This window comes from Agrobacterium sp. 22-226-1 (assembly GCF_053522345.1).
Map to the genome: position 1 here is coordinate 23959 of NZ_JBNWCP010000006.1, position 18105 is coordinate 42063.

16 protein-coding genes are annotated in these 18105 nt (G+C 59.6%); 10 read left to right on the forward strand and 6 right to left on the reverse strand.

All coding sequences use genetic code 11. The annotated features are described in order from the left end of the window. Positions 1 to 43 precede the first annotated feature (43 nt). A complete protein-coding gene (locus ACQZ5K_RS12025) occupies positions 44 to 1192 on the reverse strand; it encodes a glycosyltransferase family 4 protein (protein ID WP_174057936.1) in 1149 nt (382 codons plus the stop codon). Positions 1193 to 1582: 390 nt separating this feature from the next. On the opposite strand from ACQZ5K_RS12025, the gene ACQZ5K_RS12030 reads away from it, so the two are divergent. Together ACQZ5K_RS12030 and ACQZ5K_RS12035 are read left to right on the forward strand one after the other, a co-directional pair. Next, positions 1583 to 2920 carry an SGNH/GDSL hydrolase family protein gene (locus ACQZ5K_RS12030; protein WP_020811761.1) on the forward strand — a complete coding sequence of 446 codons (1338 nt, stop codon included), beginning with the start codon at positions 1583 to 1585 and terminating at the stop codon, positions 2918 to 2920. A gap of 130 nt (positions 2921 to 3050) precedes the next feature. After that, complete coding sequence (locus ACQZ5K_RS12035) at positions 3051 to 4469, forward strand: O-antigen ligase family protein (protein ID WP_174057937.1); 1419 nt, start codon at positions 3051 to 3053, stop codon at positions 4467 to 4469. 9 nt (positions 4470 to 4478) lie between these two features. Here ACQZ5K_RS12035 and greA read toward each other — a convergent pair whose 3' ends face one another. Beyond that, a complete protein-coding gene (gene greA / locus ACQZ5K_RS12040; protein ID WP_137004952.1) occupies positions 4479 to 4961 on the reverse strand; it encodes a transcription elongation factor GreA in 483 nt (160 codons plus the stop codon). Between the two features lie 276 nt (positions 4962 to 5237). Between greA and eglC the strand changes: the two genes are divergently transcribed. Next, the gene (gene eglC / locus ACQZ5K_RS12045) at positions 5238 to 6635 is read left to right on the forward strand and encodes an endo-1,3-1,4-beta-glycanase EglC (protein WP_020811758.1); all 1398 of its coding nucleotides are present in this window, start codon (positions 5238 to 5240) and stop codon (positions 6633 to 6635) included. 78 nt (positions 6636 to 6713) lie between these two features. On the opposite strand, the gene ACQZ5K_RS12050 is transcribed toward eglC, so the two are convergent. The 3 genes from ACQZ5K_RS12050 to ACQZ5K_RS12060 all read right to left on the reverse strand — a co-directional run bounded on the left by ACQZ5K_RS12050 (position 6714) and on the right by ACQZ5K_RS12060 (position 9017). Beyond that, on the reverse strand, positions 6714 to 7628 hold the full coding sequence (locus tag ACQZ5K_RS12050; RefSeq protein ID WP_174057938.1) for a TIM barrel protein: 915 nt from the start codon (positions 7626 to 7628) through the stop codon (positions 6714 to 6716). Positions 7629 to 8051: 423 nt separating this feature from the next. Beyond that, positions 8052 to 8360: a hypothetical protein gene (locus ACQZ5K_RS12055; RefSeq protein WP_236775774.1), complete on the reverse strand. Its 309-nt coding sequence runs from the start codon at positions 8358 to 8360 to the stop codon at positions 8052 to 8054. Positions 8361 to 8525: 165 nt separating this feature from the next. Next, on the reverse strand, positions 8526 to 9017 hold the full coding sequence (locus ACQZ5K_RS12060) for a hypothetical protein (protein ID WP_003520865.1): 492 nt from the start codon (positions 9015 to 9017) through the stop codon (positions 8526 to 8528). Positions 9018 to 9189: 172 nt separating this feature from the next. Here ACQZ5K_RS12060 and ACQZ5K_RS12065 point away from each other — a divergent pair, with 172 nt between their 5' ends. From ACQZ5K_RS12065 to ACQZ5K_RS12095, 7 genes are all read left to right on the forward strand, one after another. Beyond that, positions 9190 to 11142, forward strand: a complete 1953-nt coding sequence (locus ACQZ5K_RS12065; protein ID WP_174057939.1) for a BTAD domain-containing putative transcriptional regulator — start codon at positions 9190 to 9192, stop codon at positions 11140 to 11142. Between the two features lie 8 nt (positions 11143 to 11150). Beyond that, complete coding sequence (locus ACQZ5K_RS12070) at positions 11151 to 11579, forward strand: hypothetical protein (RefSeq protein ID WP_003520863.1); 429 nt, start codon at positions 11151 to 11153, stop codon at positions 11577 to 11579. Positions 11580 to 11616: 37 nt separating this feature from the next. Then, positions 11617 to 12816: a YcaO-like family protein gene (locus tag ACQZ5K_RS12075; RefSeq protein WP_174057960.1), complete on the forward strand. Its 1200-nt coding sequence runs from the start codon at positions 11617 to 11619 to the stop codon at positions 12814 to 12816. Next, on the forward strand, positions 12813 to 13526 hold the full coding sequence (locus ACQZ5K_RS12080) for a TfuA-like protein (RefSeq protein WP_174057940.1): 714 nt from the start codon (positions 12813 to 12815) through the stop codon (positions 13524 to 13526). The genes ACQZ5K_RS12075 and ACQZ5K_RS12080 overlap by 4 nt, the downstream gene beginning before the upstream one ends. Next, positions 13523 to 14668 carry a hypothetical protein gene (locus ACQZ5K_RS12085; protein ID WP_174057941.1) on the forward strand — a complete coding sequence of 382 codons (1146 nt, stop codon included), beginning with the start codon at positions 13523 to 13525 and terminating at the stop codon, positions 14666 to 14668. The genes ACQZ5K_RS12080 and ACQZ5K_RS12085 overlap by 4 nt, the downstream gene beginning before the upstream one ends. Before the next feature lie 126 nt (positions 14669 to 14794). Further along, positions 14795 to 15232 carry a helix-turn-helix domain-containing protein gene (locus ACQZ5K_RS12090; RefSeq protein WP_003520859.1) on the forward strand — a complete coding sequence of 146 codons (438 nt, stop codon included), beginning with the start codon at positions 14795 to 14797 and terminating at the stop codon, positions 15230 to 15232. Between the two features lie 94 nt (positions 15233 to 15326). After that, positions 15327 to 15560 carry a hypothetical protein gene (locus ACQZ5K_RS12095; RefSeq protein WP_020811749.1) on the forward strand — a complete coding sequence of 78 codons (234 nt, stop codon included), beginning with the start codon at positions 15327 to 15329 and terminating at the stop codon, positions 15558 to 15560. Between the two features lie 191 nt (positions 15561 to 15751). Here the strand turns inward: ACQZ5K_RS12095 and metE are convergent, their stop codons facing one another. Further along, entirely contained in the window at positions 15752 to 18100 is a 2349-nt protein-coding gene (gene metE / locus ACQZ5K_RS12100; RefSeq protein ID WP_448740463.1) for a 5-methyltetrahydropteroyltriglutamate--homocysteine S-methyltransferase, read from the reverse strand. Positions 18101 to 18105: the final 5 nt, after the last annotated feature.

Here is an 18105-nt window from a genome sequence, read left to right on the forward strand (position 1 = left end):
GCCTGCCGGCATTGCCTGTTCCTGTTGATCGCCGGGCGAAACCTCACGCCGCCTCCGTCAGCAGCGCGGAAACGGAGCGGCAGGTTTCCTCCAGCGAGAAACGCTGGCTCACATCCTCCCGCCCCTTTTGCGCCAGCCTTTCCGCCAGAGCCGGTTGCGACAGGACACAGCCGATCGCCGCCGCCAGCGCCGATGCATCCCCCGGCGGCACAAGAAGGCCGGTTTCGCCGTCACGGATGATCTCGGTAACACCGCCGCCGCGCGTGGCGACAACCGGACGCCCGCACATCATGGCCTCCACCACCACCCGGCCGAAGGGCTCGGCAACAATCGAGGTATGAGCAACCACATCCATCGCCGACATCAGTTCCGGCACATCCGGGCGGAAACCGAGGAAACGGACGCGACCGTCGAGACCGAGACGGGACGCCTGTTCGCGGATGCGCGCCTCATAGGCCTCCTGCCCGAAGAGCGCACCGCCGACGATGACCGCCTGCACGCCCTCCATCGCCGCAATCGCGTCCAGAAACACATGCTGTCCCTTCCATTCGCTCAGCCGGCCAAAAAGGCCGACAAGCGGTTGCGGACCAAGGCCCAGTTCCGCACGCAGCCGCGCGGCGGCGCCAGGCTCGTAAACCCTTGCTTTCGCAGGGTCGAAGCCATTGTAAACGATGCGAACCTTATCAGCCTCGCCGCCGGCCTCGATGAAAGCCCGGCCCGTCTCTTCGGAATTGACAGCCACCAACCTGGCGAAAAGGCGCGCAAATGCCAGCGAGGCGCGGCGATTGGTGGCGCTGAAAGCCGGATCGGTGACGATATCGTGTAAAATCCAGACGAGCGGCCGACGGCTGAGCTTCGCGGCCAAGGCACAGACGAAAAGCGCCTTTTGCGAGTTGGCGCAGATCACATCATAGCGCCTCGCCTCCCGGCTCAATTGCCAGGCAACCGCCATCACATCGGCCGCTCCGCGCAACAGGGTCCCGAAGGACGCATTTCGGCGGATCGACAGCATTTTTTCTCCAGCGGACAGCATGATCGGAGCTCGCCCCGCATCAACGAGATCGTCTGCGGCCGCACCGCCACTGAGAAAACAGGCACGCCAGGAGTGTGGGCCCGCCTTGACGAGGTCCGTCAGAAAAAGTTCGGCGCCGCCCTTCTCTCCGGTATGGCTGACGAAAAGAGCGGATGTCATGACATCTCCCCTGCCGGATGAGAGGACCCACGACGCATCTGTCTATAATTGCGGGCATGACGAGCAGGCCGGCGGAAAGAACGGACCTGCCTGAAAGCTGCGTGGAAACGCATATCGCTAGATAAAAACACCAGCATCAAAACCTTTATTCGCAATAAAATTCAACAATAACAATAATAATTAGAATAGTATTCTATTTTTACGCTTCAAGCGAGATCAAAGAAAAATTCATGACGCTCGTTTTCATGCGCTGTTTTCTGTTTCGCTCCCGGCATTTTTTCCCCGGTCCTCGTGGCGGAATTATTCTGAAGCCAGACCAGGAGAACGAACGATGACACCGCCCGAACACAACATATGCATATATACGGCGCGAACGGAAGAGGTGGCCGCATGATCGGTTTGACGCTCGGCATACGTCCCCGAAACATGGGTGGCATCGGTTTTTCCCTGACCGCGTTCTCGCCCCTGCGGGCCCGTCTGGCGGCCGGCCAGAATGCCACGATCTTCGTGAACGGCGACAGCACCGCCCATGCCGAAGCCGGACCATTTCAGCAATTTGCGATGATGCTCGGCGATCTTCACGATACGACTGTTGTGTTATACCGTTGGGCGGAATGGGAGACGAGCGCCGCCACCGGGCCAAAAACCTATGCCGCCCCAGTCACGCTGCGTGCCGGCAAGGGGGCGACGCTGACGCTCTATCTTGCGACGTTGCCCGGCGGTATGGCGGGTTACATGCTTGCGGAACAGCGCGCAGCAGCGCTGAAGATTACCCGCCCCGATCTCTGCATCATGCATCATGGCCACAATATGCAGACCTTCGAAGCGCCCGGCGGCATTTTGAGCTCCGGACGATCCACCCTGCTCGGACCGCTGGGAATGACCGAATGGCAGTGGCCAAATGCTCCACAACTCATCACCACCCAGAACCCGTGGCGGGATGGGACGGGTTACGACAAGGTCTATCAGGCGATCCTCGACCTGGCCCGATCCCATCCGAACCTCACGCTGGTGGATACGCATGCTGCATTTCTGGCGAAGGGCAAGGACGCCGCGCTTTATCGGGACAATGTTCACCCGAACGATGCGGGCTCCCGGCTGATTGCCCGGACCCTGTTCGATTCCTATCTAGGATCGGCAGGCGATAACAACTTCCAGACACCTTGCTGGCCAAAGCTGCCTGCCGCCAATCTCATCGGCAATGGCGATTTCTCCGATTGGACTGGTTCCGTTCCGACGGGCTGGGGAATGACTTCACCAGGCTCCGCCACCAAAGCCACCGACATCATCTTCTCCCCGTCCTTCGCAAGCAGCCTCGCCCTCTCTCCAAATGGCAGCCAGATCGCCGGGCTTACGCGCAATTTCCGCAATGCGGAAGCCATAGCGATGATAGGCAGGACCGTTTCTTTCGCTGTGCTTTACAAGAACAACGAGAAGCAGCGTCTGCCCTACATAACGCTGGTTACGAAAAGCGGCGGCTCAGTCCGGACAATCGCTTGTTCCGCCCTGCAATTCGGAGGTGCCAACATCGCCGGCAATAGCGGTTGGATGTGGGCGATAGCCAACGGGGTCGCCATAGACCCCGATATCAACCCGGCGGGGTATAATTTCTATCTGCGAATCCTTCCGGCATTCGGGACCAGCGCGCCCACCTCGAATGAACCGGTTCACATTCAGCGCGTCATCGCCGTCGAAGGGGATTTACCGAGAGGCAATCTGATCTCGTGACGAAACGATAAAATATCTTGCGCGGCGACATCATCGAGCCCAATAGTGGTCGCCATATTATATTGATTGCCGCGCGGTAGCGCTGTCCTGTGGACAGTCGAAATCCGCCCACAAAAGATAGAAACCGCGGATGAAAAGACCAGCAAATCATGCGGCATTGCGCCAGCCCGCTATACCGGGTTTTGTTTTGGCAATGCCGCTTTACCCTTCAAAAATAATCAATATTCCCGGCATCTTTCTCGCGATATTCGTTTTCGCCATTGGTTTCTTCATTCAATGCAATGTGGCGACCAGCAATATTGGCCTGCGTTTCCTCAATATTACCGACATGCTGGTGCTGATGACGCTGCCCGTCATCGCGCTGCTTTACATTCGCTGCCTGACGCCGTCGATCATCCTGTTTTATCTTCTCCCGCTGACGGTGCTGTTTATCCTCACGACGCTCTTTGCCGACGCGCGCGGCGATGGCGAATTTTATACAACGGCGATGACCTATTTTTATGCGGTCTATTTTCTGTTCTTTGCCTATCTGCTGTTCAAGGAAAACCTGCTCGAACTGTTCTGCTGGGGCATATTTGCGGGCTTCATAGCGGTGACGATCCTGCTTTTCCTGGACATCGTCATCCATGACCAGCTCGCCTCCCTCGGATTGTCCTTCATGTTCGATGAGGCGGGCGTGCTGGAGCTTGCGGCGAAAGGTGAGATAACCCCGCTGCTTTTACGCGTCGAAAAGGCAGGCGGCATCTGGCCCGTCGGCAACACGGCTGGACCGGCCTTCGCGCTGGCCGGAGCGGCGGCAGCCCATGTCGCCGAACGCCACAGGCGCCCCGCGCTGTTTGCCGTGTTTCTGCTCGCATATCTTGCCAGCTTTACCCTTACGCTTAACCGGTCGGGGGTGTTTGCCGTCCTCGCCATCGGGCTCTATTTCTACGTCCGGAATTTTTCGATCAAAATGCTGCTCAGCACCTATTTCGGTTTTGCCTTGAGCGCCCTCGTCATCGCCGCCGTTTTGCCGCTCGGCGCTTTCGATTTTGCGGAACAGGCCTTTTCGAAACGTTTTCTCGAGGACAGCAATAGCAGCAACAACTTGCATGAGCGGTGGGAGACGATCACCGGCGGTTTTCAGGTCATGTTCCAGCATCCCTTGGGCATAGGATTTACCGCACGATACGAAGAGCTTGCGCAGATATCGAGGATCGGGACGCCACATAATGGTTTTATGGCCACCGCCTATGCGTCCGGGTTGGGATTTTGCATCATGAGCGCCTTCGCGCTTTTTTATGCAATTTTCCGGAAACGCAAAATCGGCTTTTTCGCCTATTCGGCAATCGGCGTCATTATCGGCTATCAATTTGAAGAGCTGAATTTCAACCCCGTCTTCATGGCCCATGTGGGACTTGCGCTTGCCTATGCCGCCATTGATCTGGACTTCAGGCTTTTCCTGAAAAACACGATGATGCGGATGCTGGGCACGGCAGACAATGCGCGCAACCAGGAAGAAGGAAGCCTCATCGGAAACAGGCCGGGTCTAAGTCCACCTGTGTTCTGACCGAACGCTTCAGGCGACGTCGACGATCTCGATCTCCCTCCCGCCCAAACTGACGAGATCGCCGGCCGCTTTTCCCATCAGCACCCTTGCAACCGGGGAAACATAGGACATCGTTCCCGCAGCGGGATCGGCTTCATCTTCGCCGACGATCCGGAACCGTTGCGTTCGCCCGTCATCGCGGCTGAACGTCACCAGGCTGCCGAAAGCGACGACGCCATCCGCTGGCGGATCAGGCATCAATTGCGCGGTGCGGACCCGCTCGGAGAAATATCGCAAATCGCGTAGCGGGCTGGCGGAAATGCGCCGTCTTTCATTGATGTCTTCAATGGCATTGGCCGCCTCACAGGCTTCGCGCGCCAGCCGCAACTGCTCTTCCAGCGCCTTCAGCCCGGACTGCGTTACCAGATTGGGATGAGGCGAGATTACCCGATCCGGCAGAACGGTTTCGGCTGCGGTTTCCGCACTGTCTTCCTTGGTAAAGGCTACGCTCAATCCTGACACTCCATTCCCGAGATGCCCCGCGACATATCTGCGATCCGCCCCAATTCTGCCATCGCGCGCAGGGGCACCGCAAGACCGCGCTGCGCCGGTTCAAAAACGAATATGTAACAGGCGGAAGCGGGTCATGACAACGCGCCCGTTCAACAGCTGAATGCAACCGCAACGGAACATACCCCTCATATTTCGGCCTAACAGGAGGCTTTTTGCCCTGTTAGAGTGTGCAGCAGGAGGAGTGAGACACCAACGCTAACGGACAGGAGACGGTTCATGGCCCGGACAGTAGTGAATGCGCTTGGAGACACACTCTATTACAGCGGCAGTTCCACGGGATTTTTCTCCGCCACGGGTTCCGGCCCGCTGCTCACCGGCACCGCAGGCAATGATTCCATGTGGGGCGACAGTTCCGTCAACGTGACCATGGCGGGCGGTACGGGCGACGATATTTATTATCTCTATTCGAGCATCAATCGCGCCGCCGAAAATGCCGGGGAAGGTATCGACACCATCGATACCTGGATGAGTTACACCCTGCCCGACAATTTCGAGAATTTACGGGTAACGGGTGACGGGCGTTATGCCTTCGGCAATTCGCTCGACAATATCATCACCGGCGGGTCGGGCAGCCAGACGATCGATGGCGGGGCTGGCAACGACGTGCTGATCGGCGGCGGCGGGGCCGACACCTTTGTTTTCACCAGCGGAAACGGCACCGATCTCATCACGGATTTCAGCGCCAATGACACGATCCGGCTCAATGGCTACGGCATCACATCTTTCGATCAGCTTGTCGGCAGCGCAACGCAGCAAGGCAGCGACCTGTGGCTCAATTTTTCGAATGGCGAGGCCATCGTTCTTGCTGGAACGACCATAGACGACCTTCAGGCCGACCAGTTCGAACTCAGCCTCGACCGATCGTCCCTCACCCAGACCTTTGCCGATGAATTCGATACGCTCTCGCTGCGCAGCGGCGATCAGGGCACCTGGGACGCCAAATATTGGTGGGCGCCGGAAAAGGGAAGCTCGCTGACGACGAATGGCGAGGCGCAATGGTACATCAACCCGGCCTATGCTGGCACATCGGAGGTCAACCCTTTCAGCGTCGAAAACGGCGTCCTGACCATTACCGCCGAGGAAACCCCGCAGTCGATTGCCGACGAGGTCGAGGGGTATGATTATACCTCGGGGATGCTGAACACCTATTCCTCCTTCAGCCAGACCTATGGCTATTTCGAAATCCGCGCCGATATGCCGACCGACCGGGGCGCCTGGCCTGCCTTCTGGCTCCTGCCCGAAGACGGCTCCTGGCCGCCGGAACTCGATGTCATCGAAATGCGCGGTCAGAACCCCAATACGCTCATCATGTCCGCCCATTCCAACGCCACCGGTGAACAGACCTCGGTCATCAACAATGTCAGCGTGCCGAGCACCGAAGGATTTCACACTTACGGCCTGTTGTGGGATGCCGAGCACATAACCTGGTATTTCGACGATGTCGCTGTGGCGCAGACGGATACGCCTGACGATATGCATGACCCCATGTATATGGTCGTCAACCTTGCCGTTGGCGGCACGGCAGGAACGCCATCGGACGCTGATTTCAGCGACGGCTCGCAGATGATGATCGATTATATCAGGGCCTATTCGCTCTCCGACTGGGCCGCATGAATTAAAACACCGGCAGTCGCATCGGGACTGCCGGTGTTTCAAACATCAGCCTCTCGGCTTACGCCTCGTTCAGGCGAATCACTCGGCCGCGAGCTGGGTGCGGGCGCTATTTAGCGAGATCAGGTGCCGCGCCGTTTCGAGGCTTGCCGGCTGCTCGGCGCGATAACGGCGGCCGATTTCCATCATCAGCACGGTATCGGGCAGGAAGGAAAGTTCCGAGAAGATGTCCTGCCAGTCGATATCGCCCCAGCCGAGCGGCATGTGCAGATCGCCGATGCCGAGTGCTGTGTTTTCCTGCGGGAAATAGGGCTGATAGAAGCCCTGCGGGCGGCCGAAGGAATCGTGCACATGCAGATGGCCGGCAACCGGCGCCATGGCGCGAAGCTCATCGCGGAAATCGAGACCACGATAGGTGGATTCGAGATAGGCATGGCTGAAGTCGATCAGCGCAACGAGATTGTCGTGACCGACAGCTTTCACGGTCGCTGCCACTCCGGCCGGCGTCTGGCGATATTGGCCGGGTTCGGTGGAGAAGATATTCTCAAGGGCGATGCGCACGCCATAGGGCCTGCAGAATTCCGCCAGTTCGAAAAGCGCTTCCCGCTCGCGGCTGTCGGCATCGGCCCGTTCGGCGATCTGGTCGGCACGCAGCGCGCCGCTATGCTGGACGAGAATGCCCGCGCCGATACGGTCGCATAGAACGGCAAGCGCCTTGGCAGCATCGATCTGGTAACGGCATGTCACCGGATCCATGAAATTCGAAGAGACGAGACCGTGCACGGTGTAGCGGAAGTCGAACTGCTTTGCGAGCGACACGAAACGGTCGGCGCGCTCTTCGATGATCCGGCCGCCGGCGATCATGTCGAGGCTTGTTGCGGCGATTTCCACGGTATCGCAGCCAATTTCGGCAAGCGCGCGCAGATCGCTTTCGAGGGTGGCCAGTTCGCCATCATCCGAGCCGGCGTTGAAGCCGGTACCTATAAGATTGCTCACTTCGTCATCTCCAGGGCTAGAAAGGTCATGGGAGTTCGGGCGCCGCACATGCGACGCCACTTCAAACAGGTCCGGGCGGTCGATATTGACGTCGCCTATCCCGGGCGATGCGATGTCGTAAGAAAGTCCGAGGCCGCCGCCGTGTCGGTAAAAAGCGACCGGGACATGGTGGTCCGTTTCCGTTGAAACCGATCACTCAATTAAGTTTCTTCATTTACAGCTTTATGACATTTCCGCAGGCAAACAGCAGGGAGAGCGGGCCTTCGTGGCTGGACAGGCGACGGCATGAAGAAGTGCGTGGGAGGCTGTCGGAATGTCAAGTTGCGGACACTCGGGTCCGCTCAAACGGCGAAATGGCCGCAAATTGCGGCGATGGGCTTGCGCGCCAGCGGGTTGAAACCGGATGTCTTCCGGCGGGAGGTGCTAACCGAGATTGTGAACCATGAAATAAATCAGCCAACAATGCGCGATGGCCAATATCGCCCAGGCCCATTTTGCGGCCCTGATATCGGCATCGACAACCCTGTTTCGGATTTCGGTCCTGCCCGGCGCCTCTTTTCCAGCTCGATCGTCGCCGATGGCGGATGCGGGCAATGTCTGGGAAACGGGCTCGCTGACAACGTAGAGCCTGTCGCTGCGCAGAAGCGGGCGCGGTTCGTCCTCGACGCTCTCCGCATCGGAAAGCGTATCGTCGCCGGAAGCGCAATTCACCGCCACAAGCTGCGATGACATCCCCCTGTTACGCACTTTACCTCTATTGGGCATCATAATGTTCCACACAATAAAAATAAAAATATTCCCGGGTGACTTCCGATAGAGCCGCGCTTTACCGGACATGCCGCAATACGCGCATCCATGCCTTCCGCCCGTTGTCCCAAAGGGCGCCCCCCCCCGCGATCAGGCCACCGGAACTCCCGGTAGACCACGCCTGCCCGCATAGGGTTTTGCCTCCCGCTGGATCAGGAAGACGGATTTTTCCACCGGCAGCGGCTCGATCGTCCGGTAACGCTGAAACCGCCTGGAATATTCGAACCGGATGAGCCTGTCGTCGAACTTCCCCGCCAGAACGCGATAGCCGTTGACGAATTCATTCAGGATTTCCAGTTCTTCTCCCCACACCCAGCCGCCGTAGGACGTCCCTTCATTCGAACGCAGCACGATCTCGAAAAAGTGCCCGCCCGCCACCAGCGGCATACGAAAGAGAATATCGAGATTATCCTCGTCCTCGTCGTCGCCCTTTTCCGCCGACAGCCTGGCATGCGCGACCTTCGCATGGACCAGCGCCGAGACCGGATAGAACGGACGGCCCTTGAACCACATGAATTCACTGACCGCATATCCGACATCGTCGGCACGCTGGTAAGGCTCGATACGCGGCTCGAAGGCCATGTAGCTTCCGTTAAACGCTATCACTGTCGAAAATTCCCGATGCCTGCCCGTCGCATGTCCGCTGTTTTCCACCCGTCATTCATGCTTCTGTCTGCGACAATAGGCAGGCCGCGTCACACCAGCGTCAAATGGAACGCTATGATGACTTTCAATTTCCCGGACACGTTGTTAGATGATGGTTCATGAGGGGACGAAAGTGGCTGGGAACGCTGAACTGATACCGATCCGGCTTTTTGGCACCCCGCGCTGTGACGCGGTGCGGGAGGCATTTTTTCCGTCCAAGGGCTTCGCCCTTACCGCCGCCCTCATCCTTGCGCCGAACCAGTCCCTTTCCCGCCAGCATGCCGCATCGCTTTTGTGGGAAAATGTCGAGCAGAAAAGGGCTCTCGGCAATTTGCGGCAGCTCATTCTCCGCCTGCAGAAACTGCCCAATGAGGACGATGCCATCCTTCTGACCGAAGGAAACGACCTGAAGGCCGGCAAGCTGGCGCAGCGCACCGACCTTGCCATCTTCCTTGCCGGCGCAAGAGCCGAAGACCCGATGCGGCGGCTCAATGCGCTGCTCGAATTCGGCGGCGAGTTGCTGGAGGGGCTGGAGGCCGGGCAGGACCATCTTTATCTCTGGCTGCTTTCGGAGCGCCGCCGTCTCAGGGACCTGTTCTTTTCGAGCTACACCCAGCTTCTGGAGGAATTGACGCGGTTCGGCCGCGCCAGCTCGAACGACATCGCCAGACTTGCCGAATGCGCCTGCAAGATCGAACCGGAGCGCGAAGAAACCTACCGCGCCGCCATGGCGGCCTATGCGCGGATCGGAAATATCAGCGCCTGCGAGGGCATGTACCAGCTTCTGATGGAGCAGCTTCGTCAGGAGGGTCGTTCGCCGGAAGCGGAAACCGTGGCGCTGAGGCGGAGAATACAAAGTCTGGCCGCCACGATAACGGCCCCCGCCGAGCCCGAAGAAGGCAGTCGCCGCAAATCAATGGCAAAACCGCGTGTCGCATTCGTCCGCCCGGCACGGGTCGACGGGCAGCCGGTCTCGCCGGTCATGCATGCCTTCGTTGAGGATGTCGCCAACAGCCTTGTTCGATACCGAACCTTCACCGTCCTTTCGCCGCACAGCACCTTTGCGCTGGCGCATGACCGGGCCGATGACGGCTACGCCATGCTGCGGGCGGATTACCGCATCATTTCGACCGTGTTCGACGAAACCCGCATGTCGGTTGCGCTGATCGAGGATGCGAGCGGTGAAATCGTCTGGTCACTGGAAGCGGTCCTGACCGAACGGCATATCCACGCCGCCTTCCGGCTGCTCTCCAAACAGGTGGCGGCGGCGCTTGCCCGCGAAATCGAACGGCTTCAGGTGGAGCCCGACCGCAACCACAGCGGCGAGGCCTACCGGCAATTGCTGGAAGGCCAGCAGCTTCTGCGCGGCAAATGCGATCTGCCGCTTCTCAGAAGAGCCCGTTCGATGTTCCGCAAGGCCGTCGATCTCGACCACAGCATGGCGGTTGCCCGCGCCCGCGTGGCACAGAGCCTGCAACTGGAATGGCTGATGCTGGGCGGCAACGACCCCCATCTCCTGCACCGCGCCAAGGCGGAGGCCGATTCTTCCGTCGAGATCGACCCCGCCCTTGGTGTGGGCCACTGGATGTGCGCGGTGGTGGCGCTCTACCAGCGGGACTTCGACATCTCCGCCGAAAAATTCTTCGAGGCGGAGGCGCTGGCGCCCAACTCGGCCGACCTCCTGCTCCAGCATGCCGATGCGCTCGCTCATTTCGGCGATGCGGAAATCGCCTGGGAGAAGTTTCAGCAAGCCATCGACCTCAATCCGCTGGCGCCCGACATCTACTGGTGGGCCGGCGCCAGCATCGCTTTCAAGCGCGAGGATTACGGCACGGCGGTGGAACTGTGCGGGCGGATGGAGAATGACGAGCCTGCGCTGCGCGTCCTCACCGCAAGCCACGCGCTGCATGGCGATCTGGCCTCCGCTCGGGAATCCGGCAACAGGCTTCAGGAAAACTATCCGGGTATGACGGCGAGGGAGATCAGCAGCCTGTCTCCAGACCGAGACCCGATAGCGAATGAAAAATTCTATCACGCACTTCGATTAGCTGGGATCAAATAGGAGATACTATGTCCTCGCATTTCTTCATTGTCGGAAAAAAGGGTTTCGGCGTTCTCTTCATTCGCACGGCGCCGCTCAGGGTTGCGTCCGTGTCGCATGAGACGATTGCCGCCTATGAAGCCAGCCATCCCGGCGTGGATGGTTATGCCCGCGTGGCAGCCGCCGCAAAGTCCATGCTCGTTCGCCAGAACGGCCAGCCGGAAGCGGAACTGGACCAGGTTCAGATCCAGGGCATCGAAGCCCTCGTCTCCGGCGGCGCGGTGGTTTCCGAAGCCGATTTCGCCTTCATCGGCGAAGTGAACGACGCCGGCTGGGATTTCAACCGCATGGTACAGGCGCCGATCGAAGCGGCCCTGAAGGCTGTCGGCCCGGCCGGCTCCGTCACCGGCGAGCTGTTCGACGCCATCCTTGCCGACGACAGCAACACGGCGCCCTGATCGCGGTCTCGCAGCCTTGACCGGCGCCGATGCTCCCATATCAGCGACAGCGGCTTCAAGGCATGTCGACGCTTCGTTCTTCGATCCCGGACTGCTTCGGCGGTTCGGGATTACCCGTGTCGGCGACGTGACCGGCCTCGACATTATCGGCATTCCCGTCTGGTTCGCGGCCCGGCCCAATTCGCGCGGGCTGTCGGTCTCGCAGGGCAAGGGGCTTGTCGCGGAACAGGCCCGGCTATCGGCGATCATGGAGGCGATCGAAGGCGCGGTTGCCGAAGAAACCCGCAAACATATCGCCGCCTTCAGCTCCGTTCAGGAGATGCGGGACAAAGGTGTTCCTCTCATTCCCTTCGAAACCGTCGGCAGGGTCGATCCGGACGCGCTCGATCCGCGAAAAGAACGTGCCTGGGTGAAGGGCACATCCATTCGCCGGCAGGGGGAGGTTTTTGCGCCTTACGAACTTGTCGGCATGGATTTCCGGGTGGATTTCCCATGGGACCGGCAGGCCTTCCGCATGAGTTCCCAAGGGCTCGCGGCGGGGTTCGACCATGACCATGCGGTCCTCCATGCCCTGCTCGAACTCATTGAAAACGATGCCTGCTTTCTCGTCGACACTTTCGAGACGCGCGCCATCGCACCGCGACCGATCCTCATTCCGGCGGGCGTCGATCCTTCCTTCGACGGTCTTGTTCGACACCTGTCGGATATCGGCCTGCCGCCGTCCTTCTTCGACATGACGAATGGGCTTGGCGTGCCTGTGGCGATGGCGAGCCTGCCCCGGTCGCTGCAGGCGCAGGACGGGCCAGCCACCCGCAGCGCCGCGGGCGCCGCCTGCCGGCCTGATATCCATGGCGCTGCGATTGCAGCCTTGCTGGAGGCGATCCAGTCGCGATTAACCGATATCAGCGGTGCGAGGGACGATCTTTCTCCTCTCCGCTACCAGCGGGATATGGTTGCGGCCGGGTCTTCGGCCCCCGGCGTGCAGCCGATGGAAAGGGTGCCGGCCAATCTCGATTTTATACATGACGCCACGTCTTCGCCGCCATGGCGTCAGCTTGCGACGCACCTGTTCGCCGGCGGTATCGAGGATATCTATGTCTTTCCGCTGGAAACGGAGGTATCCGGCCTGCATGTGGTGCGGGTTCTGGCAAGCGGCCTTGCTCCGGCCGGCGGCGGCCTGCAACACATCTCGCAACGCACTCTCGATCACCTGCTGACCGTCGGAGGCCTCGGATGAAGCCGGTGGTTTTTGCAGGGCCGTCCATCCACGGCATCGCAGCCGAGCATATATCCGGTCTCGATCTTCGCGGTCCGGCCGCCTGCGGCGATATTTTCGATGCGGTTCGGCAAGGCGTCGGGACAATCGGGCTGATCGACGGGCTTTACGGCGATTGCGCCGCCGTCTGGCACAAGGAAATCCTGTTTGCACTGGCGAGCGGCGTTACCGTTTTCGGCGCCGCCAGCATGGGGGCGCTCAGGGCGGCGGAATGCGCACCCTTCGGCATGATCGGCATCGGCGAGATTTTCGAAGCCTATCGCGACGGGCGGCGTTTTTCCGATGCCGATGTGGCGGTGAGCCATGCACCCGGCGCGCTCGATTACCGCCCGCTGACAGTCGCGCTGGTCGATGCCGAGGCGACGCTTGCCGCCTGCCGCGATACGGTCGCTCCAGAGGAATATGACGCACTCACCCGCGCAGCAAACAATCTGCATTTTACCCGCAGGACATGGCGCACCATCGCCGCGGAAGCGGGCCTCGGTTCCGCGACAGCGAATCTGCTCGGGGCCAATGCTGTTTCCGCCAAAAGAAACGATGCGGCCAGGCTTCTGGCAACGCTCGCCGGCGAAACGTTGCCATCCCCACCGCCGCCATCATGGAAACTCCAGAATACGATGTTTTTCCAGCAATTGGCGGCAAGGCGGGCGGCAGGGGACAAAACGTCTTGAGCGCCATCCAGCCCCTGGCTCTGATGCCCGATTGCGGCGGGCTGATCCGCACGATTGCGCTCGCACTACCCGCCTCTTTTTTTGCGGAAAACAGGGCCGCTGACACTGTTTCACCGCTCGTTCCAATTGGAAACCTGCTCTCGGCCCTGCCTGCAGATATCACCGCCGTTATCGTGACCGATCGAGCCCGTCTCGGGTCAGCACGAGACTGGCTCGGCAGCCTGCTAACCCCCTGCGGCACCGAGCTGATACCCCTTGCCGGAAACGACGGCATTTCGCATCCATGGATACAGGACATACTCCATGTGCGTGCGGTTGATGCTGCGGCGGAATTCGTCCTGGTGGCGGAGAAGGCCATCGGTGTCAGCCTGGCCGAATATCTGGGAGCGGCAACCACGCATTCGGATGTCGCCTTGGCGGGGGGCAACCAGCTTGTCGGCCCGGATTTTCGGCTGGTGGGCCATTCCAGCCTGCAGGATGACAGGGGGATCGGAAGGAATGCGGCCATCCCTTCGCAGCGGTGGCAAAAAATTCAGGCTCTCGACGGCAGAAACATCTTCAGTTTCGGATATCGGCCGGAAGATTTCGGCAAAATCCCGGTCTCCTCCGATTTTTCCGCGATGGAAACTTGCGGAGCGGAGATTGCCGGCAAAAAAATGCACCAATGCGGCTTCCACGTTGACCAGTTCGTTTCCGTCACCGGTCTGAGAAGCAGCGGCCGGCCGCTATTGCTCGTTGCCGACCCTGTCGCGCATGGCGGATGCAATGCCCGCGCCACGACCGAGCTGAAAAGAAAACTGGACGCCTCGGCACTTTGGCTCGCTCGGCAGGGCTTTGCGATAGAACGAAATCCCATCCCGCTTTCGCCGGCCATCGACACCAACAAATGCCTGCCCAGACTTTACAACAATGTCATTCTTGAAAATGTCATACGTTCCGGTCAGAAACGGCCATTCGTCTGGATTCCGCATTTCGGCGATACCGAGTCGCTTGAGGAATTCGATGCAATGAACCGAGAAATTTGGGACAGAATCGGCTTTCGGACCATCGGCGTGGCCGGATGGAGCCATCTTTCCAGCCGCAACGGTGCGTTGCGTTGTGCAACAAAAATAATAAATCGCGGCCCATACACGCGATTATGAACGAAAAATCGTGCAATTTCGTCAATAAAGCGTCATAATACCCGTGGAAATTGTGTTGAATGTATACCTTCAACAATATTAATTGATAATCATCGGATTTAAGAACCTCAACCGGAGGAATTTGTAATGCACGCCAAACTACCCAGCCCGATCGACGTCCATGTCGGCGCACAAATCAGAATGCGCCGCAAGTCGCTCGGCATGAGCCAGAGTGCGCTGGCCGGGCGATTGGGCATCACCTTCCAGCAGGTCCAGAAGTATGAAAAGGGCGCCAATCGTGTCGGCGCGTCCCGTCTGCAGGCCATTGCGTCGATTCTCGGCGTTGAGGTCAGCTCCCTGTTCGCCAATGCCACGCCCGATGGCGACCCGGCCAATCCGGCCCTTGGCACGATCAATGCCATGCAGACCTTCGTGGCCTCGAATGAAGGCTTTTCGCTCAACCAGGCCTTTTCGCGCATCAAGAGCGCCGCTGTGCGCAGAAGCATCGTCGCTCTCGTGACATCGCTCGCCGCCACTGAAGCGGCGGAAAATGCCGCCGCGCCGGCGGACAAAAACGACGATTGACGCAGGTGTGACGCTCGCGTGACGCTCGATGTGGTCGAAAATGAACAACGCAACATTATCGCGTTTTCATACTGTCGACTGTCGAGAGGGAATCATGGCGGCGTCTACCACAGCTATACTTGAACAGGACAATGCAGACGAGATTCTGGCGCTCGGGCGGATGGTTTCCTATCTTTGCCAGCGCTCGAAATCTCTGGAACTGGGCATGTCGACCTATTTCCTGGAAATGGCATTGTTGTCGCTGGCCCAGGACATCAATCAGCAGGGTCTGCCGCCGGTAAGCGCAGAGCTGAATGTCGGCGCCTTCGCTCAGGCCGATCTGCATTGAGCGCTTTCGCAACGGCGTAAATCCGCCGGGATTGAGCGTTTCCACACCGATCTCCAGTCGTAGGCCCGGAAACGTTCATCTGCCTGTCCGGCTGGCTCCATCCTCCCGGAGAGGCTTTCATATGCCCTCCCCCACATTTTCCCGGCGGAAGCCATGATGGAGGCCCGGTTCTCGCCGGGCCTCCATTCATATCAGAGCACCGCACGGCGAAGCTCGGCAGCGGCGGCGACCATGTTGACCAGTGCCGGCCTGACCTCTTCCCATTTACGCGTCTTCAGGCCGCAATCCGGATTGATCCAGAGCTGCCGGTCGTCAAGCCGCTCTCGCGCCAGCGCCAGAAGATCGACCATTTCTCCAACCGCCGGCACACGGGGCGAATGGATGTCGTAAACGCCGGGACCGATCTGGTTCGGGTATTTGTAGGTCCGAAACGCATCCAGCAGTTCCATCTTCGAACGCGAGGTCTCGATGGAGATCACGTCGGCGTCCATGGCAGCAATGGCATCGATGATCTGGTTGAATTCGGAATAGCACATATGGGTGTGAACCTGTGTGCGGTCGCCCACACCGCTGGAGCAAATGCGGAAGCATTCCACCGCCCAGCCGAGATAATCCTGCCAGTCCCGGTGCCGAAGCGGCAGTCCTTCACGAAGAGCTGCCTCATCGATCTGGATCATCTGCGCACCGGCTGCTTCGAGATCATTGACCTCATCGCGGATGGCGAGCGCGATCTGGCGGCATGTCAGGCTTCTGGCGATATCGTCGCGGACGAAGGACCAGTTGAGGATCGTCACCGGCCCGGTCAGCATGCCCTTGACGGGTTTGTCGGTGAGCGACTGGGAATATTCCCACCAGCGAACCGTCATCGCTTTTGGGCGCGACACATCGCCGAAAATGATGGGCGGGCGCACATAACGCGAGCCGTAACTCTGCACCCATGCATGCTGGGTGAAAGCGAAACCGGAAAGCTGTTCGCCGAAATATTGCACCATGTCATTGCGCTCGAACTCGCCGTGCACGAGAACGTCGAGACCGATTTCCTCCTGCCAGCGAATGGTCGCTTCGGTTTCCTTCTGCAGGAATTTTTCATATTGCGCATCCGTCAGCGCGCCCTTGGAATGTGCCGATCTGGCCTTGCGCACCTCCGTCGTCTGCGGGAAGGAGCCGATGGTCGTCGTCGGGAAAAGCGGCAGCGCAATGGCCTGCGATTGCACTTTCTGCCGCTCGGCAAACGGGCTCACCCGCTTCCTGTCGGCCTCGCCAATCGTCGCAATACGCTTCTGCACGGCGACGTCCGTTACCTTCGGCGAGGATGCACGCGCGGCAACCGCCTTGGAGGCAGCCTCCAGTTCCGTCGCGACAGCAGCCTTGCCCTCACCGAGAGCCCTGCCGAGCGTGGCAAGTTCGCCGAGCTTCTGGGTGGCGAAGGAAAGCCAGCTTTTGAGATCGGCATCGAGGCCGGTTTCCAGTTCGAGATCGACCGGGACATGCAGCAGCGAGCAGGACGGCGCGATCTGAAACGCCGCCGCACCGCGTGCCGCGATCACCGGTTCCAATCGGGTAATGATTGCAGCGAGATCAGCGCGCCAGATGTTGCGGCCGTCGATGACACCCAGCGACAGGACGCGATTTTCCGGCAACGCCTTCAACGCCGTCTCCAGTGCATCGGGCGCTCGCACCAGATCGATATGAAGGCCGGTGACCGGAAGCGATGCGACGACTTCGAGATTGTCCTCAGGCCCACCGAAATAGGTGGCGAGCAGGATTTTCAGATCCGGCGCGGCCTTCGACAAAGCCCGATAGGCTATAGCCAGCGCGTGACGCTCCCCCTTGGAAAGATCGAGCACGGCGACCGGCTCGTCGATCTGCACCCAGTCCGCACCGACCGCGCGCAGGCGTCGCAGCAGCTCTTCATAGACGGGCAGCAACCTTGCCAGCAGATCGAGAGGCTTGAAGGCTGCCTCGCGCGCCTTGGCAAGCTTCAGGAACGTGACCGGGCCGAGAATGACCGGGCGCGTGTGAATGCCGAGCGCCTTCGCCTCAAGGAAGTGGTCGACCGGCTTTTGCGAGGTGAGCACGAAATGCTGATCCTCTGAAACCTCCGGCACCATGTAGTGATAGTTGGTGTCGAACCATTTGGTCATTTCCAGCGCCGGAACACCCTGTGCGTGATGGGAATGTCCTTCATGCGCATGGTCGCAACCTGCATGGCCTTCGCTTTGGCTGCCGCGCGCCGTGGCGAAATAGGTCGACAGGGGAACCTCTCCGTCCGTCCATCCGTAGAGGGATGGAATGGCGCCCACCATCACGGCCGTATCGAGGACATGATCATAGAAGGAAAAATCGTTGGAGGGGATGTGGGTGATCCCCTTCTCACGCTGAAGCGCCCAGTTTTCGGCGCGCAGCCGGGTGGCGGTTTCGCGCAGCTCCGTCTCGGAAATCTTGCCGGACCAGAAGCCTTCAAGCGCGAACTTCAGTTCGCGATGGCGTCCGATCCTCGGAAAACCGAGCGATGCGACTGGAATTGTCTTGTTTGGCATTGTCA